At 46.7% G+C, this 12,190-nt stretch carries 10 protein-coding genes and 1 pseudogene; all 11 read right to left on the reverse strand.

Going from position 1 to position 12,190, the window contains the following annotated elements; translation table 11 throughout:
- Positions 1-135, reverse strand: a pseudogene (locus R7E51_RS08260) (chemotaxis protein CheW); the annotation flags it as partial.
- Positions 125-904, reverse strand: a complete 780-nt coding sequence (locus tag R7E51_RS08265; protein WP_005380505.1) for a ParA family protein — start codon at positions 902-904, stop codon at positions 125-127. The gene R7E51_RS08265 and the pseudogene R7E51_RS08260, both read right to left, overlap by 11 nt.
- 8 nt (positions 905-912) lie before the next feature.
- Positions 913-2,025: a protein-glutamate methylesterase/protein-glutamine glutaminase gene (locus tag R7E51_RS08270; RefSeq protein WP_005384458.1), complete on the reverse strand. Its 1,113-nt coding sequence runs from the start codon at positions 2,023-2,025 to the stop codon at positions 913-915.
- A 29-nt stretch (positions 2,026-2,054) separates the two neighbouring features.
- A complete protein-coding gene (locus R7E51_RS08275; protein WP_149192453.1) occupies positions 2,055-4,289 on the reverse strand; it encodes a chemotaxis protein CheA in 2,235 nt (744 codons plus the stop codon).
- 9 nt (positions 4,290-4,298) lie between these two features.
- Positions 4,299-5,039: a protein phosphatase CheZ gene (locus R7E51_RS08280; protein ID WP_005380502.1), complete on the reverse strand. Its 741-nt coding sequence runs from the start codon at positions 5,037-5,039 to the stop codon at positions 4,299-4,301.
- Between the two features lie 118 nt (positions 5,040-5,157).
- Entirely contained in the window at positions 5,158-5,526 is a 369-nt protein-coding gene (gene cheY, locus R7E51_RS08285; protein ID WP_017635949.1) for a chemotaxis response regulator CheY, read from the reverse strand.
- Positions 5,527-5,571: 45 nt separating this feature from the next.
- The gene (locus R7E51_RS08290; RefSeq protein WP_005380499.1) at positions 5,572-6,306 is read right to left on the reverse strand and encodes an RNA polymerase sigma factor FliA; all 735 of its coding nucleotides are present in this window, start codon (positions 6,304-6,306) and stop codon (positions 5,572-5,574) included.
- Positions 6,299-7,186 carry a MinD/ParA family protein gene (locus tag R7E51_RS08295; RefSeq protein ID WP_005380498.1) on the reverse strand — a complete coding sequence of 296 codons (888 nt, stop codon included), beginning with the start codon at positions 7,184-7,186 and terminating at the stop codon, positions 6,299-6,301. The genes R7E51_RS08290 and R7E51_RS08295 overlap by 8 nt, the downstream gene beginning before the upstream one ends.
- 14 nt (positions 7,187-7,200) lie before the next feature.
- Positions 7,201-8,718, reverse strand: coding sequence for a flagellar biosynthesis protein FlhF (flhF, locus tag R7E51_RS08300; RefSeq protein ID WP_033907111.1), 1,518 nt, complete (start codon positions 8,716-8,718; stop codon positions 7,201-7,203).
- A 28-nt stretch (positions 8,719-8,746) separates the two neighbouring features.
- Complete coding sequence (gene flhA / locus R7E51_RS08305; RefSeq protein WP_025998722.1) at positions 8,747-10,846, reverse strand: flagellar biosynthesis protein FlhA; 2,100 nt, start codon at positions 10,844-10,846, stop codon at positions 8,747-8,749.
- A 210-nt stretch (positions 10,847-11,056) separates the two neighbouring features.
- Positions 11,057-12,187: a flagellar biosynthesis protein FlhB gene (gene flhB / locus R7E51_RS08310; RefSeq protein WP_005380490.1), complete on the reverse strand. Its 1,131-nt coding sequence runs from the start codon at positions 12,185-12,187 to the stop codon at positions 11,057-11,059.
- Positions 12,188-12,190: the final 3 nt, after the last annotated feature.

Raw genomic sequence — 12,190 nt, forward strand, 5'->3', positions numbered from 1 at the left:
CTCTGCAGATGATACCTCTTGAGCTAACAGGTCAAGGTCTTCCTCAAGAGTCGTTATTTCAGTTTCATCATCCAGTAATGCATTAAAGTAGTCATCAAGTGCTTGTTCACTGGACAGCACATCATTACTGCTCATCGAACGCCAACCTCTCCAGGTAAATCAGTAGCTGTTTATAGGCAAACACACCACGGCTACCAGATGCAAAATGCGAAGCTGGCAAGTGCTTTAAACTGGCATCGCGGAACTTGGTATCAATAGGCACCGCTGAGGTCCACACTTGATTTGGGTAATCTTTTTTCAGTTGCATCAATGTCTGCAATGACGCTTTCGTGCGCTTATCGTACATGGTTGGGACGATAGTCACTTTGAAACCGCCCGGGCGAGATTTTTGCATAATGGTTAGCGTACGCATCATGCGCTCTAGACCTTTCATCGCCAAAAACTCTGTTTGAACAGGAATCAAAATTCGGTCACTGGCTGCCAACGCGTTCACCATCATCACGCCAAGGATTGGCGGACAGTCAATCAACACATAGTCATAGTCTTGTGAGACAGTTTGCAGCGCCCGTTTTAAGATTAATCCCATACCACTGCGATTACCCATTACGCGATCAAGCGTGGCAAGGGACATATGCGCGGGAATGATATCCATTCCTTCCAGCTCTGTTTCTAAAATCAACGGCTTAACCGTCTCACGAGAAAACGTCTTCAACTGGAATAAATCAAATAGGCTCGAAGTTACTGCATCAGGATCATAACCGAGATAAGTAGTCAGTGAGGCGTGAGGATCAGTATCAACCATCAATACTCGATGGCCTTTCTGGCTCAATAAGCCCGCTAATGTCACTGTTGAGGTGGTTTTACCCACGCCTCCTTTCTGGTTAGCTACACTCCAAACAATCATGATGAATCCTAAGCTAGGCCAACTTCCACCAACATGCGTTCAGCAATGCGGTCAAGCGGTAAATCTTCTGAAGAAATGCCTGCTTTAGCAACCGCTTGGGGCATGCCATAAACAACACAACTTTCTTCATCTTGTGCCCAAATAGTTGAGCCTGAAGACTTCAACATGCGAGCGCCCTCACGACCGTCTGCACCCATGCCTGTCAACACTAAAGAGAGCACTTTGTCGCCATATACTTTTGCGGCAGAACCAAAAGTCACATCCACACATGGTTTGTAGTTCATGCGGTCGCCGCCATCAATAATGCGAAGACGAGCAGCGCCCGCTCGTCCATCCACCATCATTTGTTTCCCACCTGGTGCAAGGTATGCCACACCGGGCTGTAACACATCGCCATCTTGTGCTTCTTTCACTTGAATCTTGCACAAGGTGTTCAAACGACTGGCAAACGCAGCAGTAAACGTTGCTGGCATGTGTTGAATCAATACAATCGGATGCGGATAGTTCATCGGCAAACGCGTCAGAATTTTTTGTAGAGCAACGGGGCCACCTGTTGATGTGCCAATTGCCGTCAGTTGATACTTCTTACCAGAAGCACGGTACTTTGTCGCAGCAGGTCGAGTTGGTGTTGGAGTCACAGGTGAAGCCGTTCTTGAACCTAATGGTCGAGTAGTCGTGCTGGTACTCGCTGTTGGGCGAGCGATAGGTCGACGCATGAAAGCGCGCTTCGAGGCAATCTGAATCACACGCTGTTGAAGTAATGACACCGCTTCTTCACGGTTACGCGCAATGTCCTCAAACTTTTTCGGTAAGAAGTCCAATGCGCCCGCATCTAGCGCATCAAGCGTAGCTTTCGCCCCGTCGTGGGTCAGGGACGAAAACATTAGAATTGGCGTTGGAGCAGCGGCCATTATTTCACGTACAGCTGTAATGCCATCCATCACTGGCATTTCAATATCCATCGTGATGACGTCAGGTTTGAGAGATTTGGCTTTCTCAACCGCCTCTCTACCATTTACCGCAACGTCAATCACTTCTAGGCGCGATTCTGAGTTGATGATTTCGCTCACGCGACGTCGGAAAAAACTCGAATCATCAACGACTAGTACTTTAATCGCCATCTTATTCCTTTTAATAACGTCAGCTTTGCTTAAAGGCGTGAAGCCGCAGCATATCTCTTAAGTAAATCAGGCACATCTAGAATTAATGCAATATGGCCATCGCTAGTAATTGTCGCACCAGCCATACCTGGAGTGCCTTGTAATAGATTATCGAGTGGCTTAATAACCACTTCTTCTTGACCAATAAGCGTATCCACAACAAAACCAACGCGCTGGTTACCAATCTGTACAATCACCACGTGACCGTGACCAGTACGCTCTTGAACGTTTTGCGATTTGGATGCCAACCAGTTTTGTAAGTAAAATAGTGGGATAGATTTCTCACGCACAATGATCGTCAGCTGACCATCTACCACGTTTGTACGACTAAGATCCAAGTGGAAAATTTCACTCACCGAAGCCAGTGGTAGAGCAAAAGGATGACCGCCAACACCAACCATCAGAGTCGGTAAAATCGCTAACGTTAGTGGTACTTTGATCGTAATCTTAGTGCCCTTGCCTAGCTCAGAATCGATATCGATTGAACCGTTTAAGGTATTGATCGCCGTCTTAACCACGTCCATACCCACACCACGACCAGAAATGTCAGAAATTTTATCTTTACTTGAGAAGCCAGGTGCGAAGATAAGGTTGAAGCACTCTTTATCTGTTAAACGTGCCGCCGCATCTTCATCCATCATGCCACGCTTCACCGCGATGCCACGCAGTTTGTTCGGGTCCATACCGCCACCATCATCTACGATGGATAGTTCAATATGGTCCCCTTCTTGCGATGCTGACAAAATCACTTTACCTGTGCGTGATTTGCCTGCCTTCGCGCGTGCGTCTGGCATTTCAATACCGTGATCAACCGAGTTACGCACCAAGTGAATCAACGGATCGGCCAATGCTTCTACAAGGTTTTTATCGAGATCGGTTTCTTCACCGCGCATTTCTAGCACGATGTCTTTATTTAGGTTACGAGCCAAGTCACGGACAACGCGTGGGAAACGGCCAAACACTTTCTTAATTGGCTGCATACGCGTTTTCATTACCGCGCCTTGTAGATCCGCAGTTACCACATCAAGGTTAGCGACCGCTTTGGACATCTCTTCGTTGTCGCTATTCAAACCAAGGCTTAGTAGACGGTTACGCACCAATACGAGCTCACCCACCATGTTCATGATGGTATCAAGCGTCGAGGTATCAACACGAACGGTTGCTTCAGCCTGAGGTTTTTTAACCGCTGGTGCTTTGGCTTCTTCTTTTACCGCGACTGGTTTAGATTCTGGCTTTGGTGCTGGCGCTGCTTGAACAGGTGCTGGCTTAGCAACAGGCTCAGGTTTCGCAGGGCTTTGCTCTACGTTTGCTGAAGCAGGCTTCGTTGCCATGTCCAATTCTTCTAGCGTTGGACCTTTACCTGAACCATGTAGCTCATCGAGTAACTTTTCGAACTCTTCGTCCGTCATTAAGTCACTGTCTTGATTTGATGAAGATGCCACTGGAGCGGAAGGCTCTGCCGCTTTAGGTGGCTCTACTGGTACAGATGCAGCAGCCTCTGCCGTAGAAGGGCTTTTTCCTACACCGTGCAGTTCATCGAGTAAACGTTCAAACTCATCATCAGTGATATCACCACTTTCAACTGATGGTGCACTCGATTGAGGCGGTTCAGATGGCGTTGTAGGTGTCGCAGACATTGAGTTGCCTGGCGCTGAACCTTTACCATGAAGCTCATCCAATAGCTTTTCGAATTCGTCTTGGGTAATTTCATCAACAGAGCCGACACTTGATGGTGCTGACGGTGCAGCAGGTTCTTCGATGATAGGCTCGGGAATAATAGGTTCTGGAGTAGCCACTGGTTCTTCAACTACGGTTGCCGCTACTTCATCTTCTGACTCAGGTTTGCATAGACGATGAAGTTCTTCAAGAAGCTCAGGGTCCGCAGCTTCTAACGGCTCACGATCTTGAACAGCCTGGAACTGGGTATTAACCGTATCCAAGGCTTTTAGCATCGTATCCATTAAGTTTTGCGTTACCGTGCGTTGACCGTTTCGTAAAACGTCGAACACGTTCTCCGCACCATGACAAGTATCGACTAGCTCTGCCAATGAAAGGAAGCCGGCACCGCCTTTTACGGTATGAAACCCGCGGAAAATAGCATTAAGTAAGTCTTTGTCTTCTGGGTTATTTTCCAATTCAACCAACTGCTCAGAAAGCAGCTCGATAATTTCCCCAGCCTCAATGAGAAAGTCCTGAAGAATATCTTCGTCTAAATCGTAGCTCATACGTTACCTTTAAAATCCAAGACTGGACAACAAGTCATCGACTTCGTCCTGCGATGAAACCGCATCTTCTCTCAGTTCTGGATGAAGAATCGGGCCTTCGGCTTCGCTTGTTTGTGTATTCTTTTTATCTGCCGGTTCTGACAAAACTTGAATGTGTTCTTCAAGTTTATTTCCAGAGAATACGGTTAGGATTTCCACTAAGCGGCCTTCAACTTCATTAACCAACGTAATTACGCGGCGAATGATTTGGCCAGTTAGGTCTTGGAAGTCTTGCGCCATGAGAATTTCGGTCAATTGGCCGCGCAATTCAGTGCTGTCACCTTCGACTTGCACTAATAGCCCGTCAATTCGGTGGCACAGTGCTTTAAATTCGCTTAATTCTATGCGCCCGTGCATGAGTTCATTCCATTGAGGACGAACTTTTAGAAGGCAATCATGCAGGTTGTCAGCGATAGGAAGGCAGCAGTCGACCGCATCCATTGTTTTGTTGGCTGCAAGCTCTGTCTTCTCGATCACATAATTGAGACGATCCCTAGCGTTAGGGATTTCGTCTTTCGCAATTTCGGTCATGCGCTGATCGAGACTGAACTGCTTGAGTGATTCGTGAAGGTCTCGAGTTAACGCTCCAATTTCTTGCAGCATTGGGTTATCGGCACCTTCGTAGATCGAGGCAACAAGCATATTGGCTTGGTCTTGTTCCCCGTTTTCTAGCATTTGAACGAGTGACTTCGCCTGCTCTAGTGAGATCATTCTGAATAGACCCTTTTACGTTTAGTTCTTCTTATCACTTTGAAAACGCTAAACGAGTCATTTAATAGGTATTTAATAATTGGTATGAATGACTCGAATAACAAAGAGAAAGAGAGAGTTATAAACGCTCGAAAATTTTATCTAATTTTTCTTTTAATGTTGCAGCAGTAAATGGCTTAACAATGTAGCCGTTTACACCTGCTTGAGCAGCTTCAATGATCTGCTCACGCTTCGCTTCAGCCGTGATCATTAGAACTGGCAGATGCTTAAGTTCTGCATCCGCGCGGATGTGTTTAAGCAAATCGATGCCTTGCATACCTGGCATGTTCCAGTCAGTTACAACAAAATCGAAGTCACCTTTTTTCAGCATTGGTAATGCGGTTAAACCATCGTCCGCTTCTTGAGTGTTATTGAAACCCAAGTCACGAAGCAGGTTTTTAACAATACGGCGCATTGTTGAGAAATCATCAACAATAAGGATCTTCATGTTTTTATTCAAAATTGCCTCCACTGAATCGTAAAATCAGTGTTTTTAGTCATTTTGTGTCCACGCACTGAGCTTGGTACGTAAACGTTGCATCGCTTGACTCAGTATTTGACTTACGCGAGATTCGCTTACGCCTAACACATCGCCAATTTCTTTCAAATTGAGTTCTTCATCATAATAAAGCGAAAGAACCAAAGCTTCACGCTCTGGAAGCTGTTTTATTGATTCAACCAGTGCTTTTCGAAATGATTCATCAACTACCCCTTTGAATGGGTTGCTGTCATCGGTTTCATCCGCCGGTGAAATCACATCATCAGAAACGCCTAAATCTTCAATACCGACTAATTTTGAGCAGTTGATATCGGTAAGAGCACTATGATATTGATCCAGTGTCATACCGAGATGCGTGGCTACTTCAGAATCAGTAGGATCTCGATTTAATTCGCCTTCCAGCTCCGCAATCGCTTGGTTAATCTCTCGATTATTTTTATGAACAGAACGCGGTACCCAATCGCCTTTACGCATGTCATCTAACATTGCGCCACGAATACGGATACCTGCATAAGTTTCAAAGCTCGCACCTTTAGAACCATCATAATTCTGCTGAGCTTCGATAAGACCGATCATGCCGGCCTGAATTAAATCCTCTACCTGAACACTCGGCGGTAAACGGCCTAGTAGGTGGTGAGCAATGCGCTTAACCAACACTGAATAACGTTCAATGAACGCCTGCTGGCTATTAAATTTGCCATGTTGGTCATAGGTTATCGCTTTATTCACCAAAAGGGTCCTCTGCGAATTCGGTACGATTTAGCAACCTTTCCACAAAAAATTCCAAGTGTCCACTTGGTGTTTTCGGTAGTGGCCACGTCAACGCTTTGTTTGCTAGTGAGCTGATAGCTAAAGCGGCAGGCGAGCGTGGGAACGCATCAACGACAATTTTTTGTCTTTTTACAGCCTGTCGTACTTTATCATCTAATGGAATACATGCTACGAGTTCAAGGCTAACATTCAAGAATCGCTCTGTGACTAGTGTCAACTTTGCAAACAATTCTCGCCCTTCACGGTAGCTTCTGACCATATTTGCTACAACTTTAAAGCGTTGAACTTGGTGTTCTTTACTCAACAGCTTGATTAATGCATAGGCATCTGTGATTGACGTCGGTTCATCACACACAACTACAACCACATCTTGAGCTGCTCGCGAAAAACTGATTACCATGTCAGAGATACCAGCAGCGGTATCAATCAGCAGGACATCCATTTCGTCTTCAAGACTACCAAATGCTCGGATGAGTCCGGCATGCTGAGCGTGAGAAAGCTCTGTCATGCTCTGTGTGCCAGAAGTTGCAGGAATTATCTTTATACCATAAGGCCCTTCGACAATCGCATCTTTTAGCTCACATTCACCCGCTAAGACATGTCCTAGATTACGTTTTGCACGAATTCCGAGCATCACGTCCACATTGGCCAGACCTAAATCAGCGTCGAGAACCATCACCTTCTTGCCTTGGCGAGCCATACAAATCGCCAGACCCAGTGTTACGTTTGATTTCCCCACACCACCTTTGCCGCCAGTAACAGCAATCACTTTGGTCAACGATGGTTGTGTTAAGCGACGGAGGCCGCTTGCTTGATCGTGTATCATATTCTCAGTCATAGTAGTCCGCCGCCTTAGAGTCCTTCACTGTCACTGTTCCAAAAGTGAGGTTCGTTCTCTGTCGACTTCTCTAACAGTTCATTTGCTTTCGCAAGCATATATTTTGGTTGCGCTATCACAATGTCTTCTGGTACGCGCTGACCATTAGCGATGTAAGCTACTGGCATTGCGTTTTGAATCACTACACTGATGAATTCGCCTAGGCTTAATGACTCATCAAGCTTCGTCATAATACAACCCGAAAGTGGTATACGTCGGAAGTGATCCAGCGTTTCTTGTAGAACACGACGTTGTGCGGTAGCCGGCAAAACAAGGTAGCTGTGAATCACTTCCCCGCTCTCTTGCATTAGAGTGTCGAGCTGCTCGGAAAGCCTCACATCTCGTTGCCCCATCCCTGCCGTATCGACCAAAATCAGTCTTCTGTTTCTTAGCTGATATATAACATCGGCTAACTCGTTAGAATCTTTAGCAACTCTTACGGGACAACCCATAATTCTTCCGTAAATTGAGAGCTGCTCATGTGCACCTATGCGATATGTATCTGTTGTCACAAGGGCCACATTGTCGGCACCGTATTCCATGGCTGCGCGTGCTGCGAGTTTCGCTACGGTTGTTGTTTTCCCAACCCCCGTCGGACCCAACAATGCGACTACGCCACCACGTTTTAAAATGTCCTGTTTAGGAATATTGATTTGATCCGCCACCAGCGACAATAACGCTTTCCACGCTCGCGCTGGCTTTGTATCTTCCGGGATATAACAGGCCATCTGGTCTGCTAACTCCGGAGAAACGCCCATTCGCTCTAAGCGCTTAATCAGCATTGCTCTTAGCGGCTCACGGCGTTCTACTTCTTGCCACATCAGGCCAGAAACTTGGTGCTCCAACAGACGACGAATTGACGTCATCTCTTCGCGCATGCTTTCTAGCTCATCGGCCGATTCGTCACGCTCATCACTTGGGCGACGTCGGTCATATCGCGTCGGATCCAGCTTGGGCGTCGGACGTTCAAATCGATTGTCCTGTGCGATTAGCTTCGCCAAAGGTGAATCTGGTTGATATGGCGCTGGCTTTTCTTGGTTGTAGCCGTCGCGATGCTTATTTTGGCGTTGCAGCAAAGCAGAGAGCGAATCTTCATTTTCCGCTACGTGGTCGTCAGCATCTGCTGCACCACCGCTATATTGCTTAAGCATATTAGCGAATCGCTGCGTCATTGAGCCTGTTTTTTCATTGTTACTGTTATTACTGTTCAGGCTAATTTTATCTTCATCTAAATGACGATCTTGGTAACGATCAGCAGAAGACGATGACATTTGACGATGTTCGTTATAGCGATTCGATTGAGAAGCACCGCGATTTTGCTGTGACGCTGCGCTTGCTTGAGACGGATTAGATTCACTATCTATCGCCGCAACAATCGCTACTCCACCAGCCACTTTCTTGTTTGACATGATCACCGCTTCCGCGCCTAACTCCTCTTTCACTTGGAGCAGCGCCGTTCTCATGTCTTTGGCAAAAAATCGCTTTATTTTCAAACTATGAATCCATTAATGATGCGTGAGATCAGTTACCCACGGCTTGCACAATTCTGATCTGTTTTTCATCCGGGATTTCTTGGTAAGACAGTACCCGGAGATTAGGTATTGTGTTCTTCACAAATTTCGCCAACGTCGAGCGTAATACACCGGAAGTAAGCAGAACGGCAGGTTCGCCTTTCAGTTCTTGTTCCTGTGTCGCTTGGCTTAGTGAAGACTGCAATCGCTCAGCGAGTCCCGGTTCAATCCCCGCAGATTCGCCTCCTGATGCTTGCATAGTTTGATGCAATATTTGTTCCAGTTCGGGTATCAAAGTAATCACTGGTAACTCAGGCTCTATACCATTGATTTCTTGAACAATTAGGCGTTTAAGACTAATTCGAACTGCTGCCGTCAATATGTCAGCTTCTTGACTCTTACTTGAGTACTCAGCCAAAGTTTGAACAATCGTGCGAATATCGCGGATTGGAATGGCCTCGTTTAACAAGTTTTGTAGGACTTTCACCACCACACCTAATGGTAATTGGTCAGGAACAAAGTTCTCGACCAACTTAGGCGCGCTGCGTCCCAACATTTCTAATAAATTCTCTACTTCTTCATGGCCAATTAGCTGTGACGCGTTGTTGGTCAATAGCTGGCTTAGGTGTGTCGCTAATACCGTTGATGAATCAACAACCGTATAACCCAGAGCCTGCGCGTGCTCACGCTGATCTTCTCGGATCCATACGGCTTCCAGTCCAAAAGCAGGGTCAATGGTTGGCTCACCATCAATCATGCCATACACCTGACCTGGGTTAATCGCTAGCTCTTGATCCGGACGAATCTCTGCCTCGCCCACCGCAACCCCCATCAATGTAATTCGGTAACTGTTTGGGGTCAGCTCAAGATTGTCACGAATATGAACCGCTGGAATTAGGAACCCAAAATCTTGCGATAACTTTTTACGCACGCCTTTTACGCGCTCTAACAGTTCCCCACCTTGGTCTCTGTCCACCAAAGGGATTAAGCGATAACCTACTTCCAAGCCAATAATATCGACTGGCTGGACGTCATCCCAAGACAGTTCGCGCTGTGAGGAAGGTTCTGTACCTTCGTCTGCTGTTGCTGGTAAAGCGGGCTCTTTCGCTTTCTGCTTCTGCCGTTTGTCGATGAAATATGCCGCTGCACCGGCCGCGACTGCCAGGCTCAAAAACGCAAAGTGTGGCATGCCCGGTACGATGCCCATCACACCAAGAATAGCCGCAGTAATCATCAGCGCTTTTGGGTTGTCGAACATCTGGAAGACCAGTTGTTCCCCCATGTCTTCATCGGTGTTTTGGCGCGTCACCATCATTGCCGCTGCAATCGACAGCAATAGCGATGGGATTTGTGCGACCAAACCATCACCGATTGTCAGTAAGGTATAGATTTCAATCGCTTCACCGAAACCCAATCCATACTGCGCCATACCGATCGACAGACCGCCGACGATGTTGATAAACAGAATCAAAATACCGGCAATCGCGTCACCTTTTACGAACTTCGAGGCACCATCCATCGAGCCATAGAAATCCGCTTCTTTGGTCACTTCAAAACGACGAACTCTTGCCTGCTCTTGGTCTATCAATCCGGCATTCAAGTCGGCATCAATCGCCATTTGCTTACCCGGCAACGCATCAAGCGTAAAGCGAGCACTTACCTCAGAGATACGACCCGCACCTTTGGTCACCACCATAAAGTTGATGATCATTAAGATGAGGAAAACCACTAGGCCGACCGCGTAGTTACCACCAATAACGACGTTACCGAACGCCTCAATTACGTTACCTGCCGCATTACCGCCTTCATGACCATGCAGTAAGACGACACGAGTCGAGGCAACGTTCAAAGCCAAGCGGAGCAACGTGGCGATCAGCAATACCGTTGGAAAAGCAGCGAAGTCCAAAGGGCGACGTGTGTAAACGGTCACTAACAACACCACCATCGACAGCGCGATGTTAAAGGTGAAGAACATATCCAGCAAAAATGCTGGAATCGGCAGTACCACCATCGCTAGGGTGGCCAAAACCATCACCGGAGCACCAATAGCTGGCATTTCACGTTGAGGGATTCGTGGCAATTTATCTGCAAACGGCAGGCTTAACTTCATACTGCGAGAGATCTCAATCGATTGAAGCGTCACGTAAGCTCTTACTATTAATACGCGACCGCTTTAGCCTAAAAGTTTAGGTAGGGTTGATAATTAAAGCGTTTTAAGCAATCTATGTACCATAATTAGCGCCAAAATAATGACTAAACACTCAAATAGAGCTTAGCTTTTGATCAAACGAGCTTTTTTAAGGCTTTACCGCTTTTCGTATCAATGACGGTGCTCGGGCGGGATTGGCAAATCATAATCTTGAATTTTCGGGCGCTGTCCACCTCGTTTTCGGTATTGCTTCAATTGGAATACAAATGCCAAAACCTGAGCGACGGCAGTAAATAACCCATCGGGGATCTCTTGCTCGAGCTCTGTCGTGTGGTACAACGCACGAGCCAAAGGTGGTGCGGGCACAATCGTAATGTCATGTTCGCGGGCGACTTCTCGAATCTTCATCGCCATGTGGTCAGTACCTTTAGCGATCACGACTGGCGCACGGTCTGTCTTCTGTTTATAACGAAGCGCTACCGAGAAGTGCTCTGGGTTAGTAACAATAACATCAGCTTGAGGAACATCCGCCATCATTCGACGTTGAGCCGCTTCCCTTTGCAACATACGAATACGGCCTTTCACTTCCGGCTTACCTTCAGTCTCTTTGTATTCGTCTTTGACTTCTTGCTTGGTCATTTTTAACTGATCAGCGTGCTGCCAGATTTGAAATGGAATATCGATGGCAACCACAATCAATAGCGAGCAACTGATCAGCAAAATAAAGTTCAGCAAAATATCTAAAGCATGGAAGATGTTTTGCGGATACACATCCATGCTCAATTGAATCAGATCGGCCTGCGATGCTTGGATCAAATAGATGGCGACACCGGTGACCAGAACCACTTTAAGGATTGATTTGATCAACTCTACCCAGCTTTGCATTCCAACCATTCGCTTTAAGCCGCTAAGCGGATTCATTTTCGACAGCTTGGGCATGGCTGCTTGGGCAGAAAAACTGATTCCTCCCACACCTGCTGCTCCAATCATGGCGGCGGTAAACAATGTCGCTAACACCAAAAATAGTGGGAACAACAAATCACTCATCGCGCCCAAAGCGATATCAAACAGTTTTGCAGTATCGAAAATCTCTTCTCGTTGAAGATCAAATAAACGGCTCATGATGGAAAACAATGAACGTGCTAACGCCTCTCCAAACCACATCAATGAAATGGCGCCAACGATCAGCACAGATGCTGATGCAAGCTCTTTAGATCGAGCGACCTGCCCCTTTTCTCTGGCTTGTTGTAACCGTCGAGGCGTGGCTTCTTCGGTGCGTTCCTGACCGTCTGATTCTGCCAAATC

Origin of the sequence: Vibrio sp. Vb1166 (assembly GCF_033338695.1) — a bacterium.
In the GTDB taxonomy this organism is placed as follows: domain Bacteria; phylum Pseudomonadota; class Gammaproteobacteria; order Enterobacterales; family Vibrionaceae; genus Vibrio; species Vibrio alginolyticus.

Coding starts and splice junctions, on each gene's coding strand:
- R7E51_RS08265 (WP_005380505.1), bottom strand. CDS start 904: ATGATTGTTTGGAGTGTAGCTAACCAGAAAGGAGGCGTGGGTAAAACC.
- R7E51_RS08270 (WP_005384458.1), bottom strand. CDS start 2,025: ATGGCGATTAAAGTACTAGTCGTTGATGATTCGAGTTTTTTCCGACGT.
- R7E51_RS08275 (WP_149192453.1), bottom strand. CDS start 4,289: ATGAGCTACGATTTAGACGAAGATATTCTTCAGGACTTTCTCATTGAG.
- R7E51_RS08280 (WP_005380502.1), bottom strand. CDS start 5,039: ATGATCTCACTAGAGCAGGCGAAGTCACTCGTTCAAATGCTAGAAAAC.
- cheY (WP_017635949.1), bottom strand. CDS start 5,526: ATGAAGATCCTTATTGTTGATGATTTCTCAACAATGCGCCGTATTGTT.
- R7E51_RS08295 (WP_005380498.1), bottom strand. CDS start 7,186: ATGACTGAGAATATGATACACGATCAAGCAAGCGGCCTCCGTCGCTTA.
- flhA (WP_025998722.1), bottom strand. CDS start 10,846: ATGAAGTTAAGCCTGCCGTTTGCAGATAAATTGCCACGAATCCCTCAA.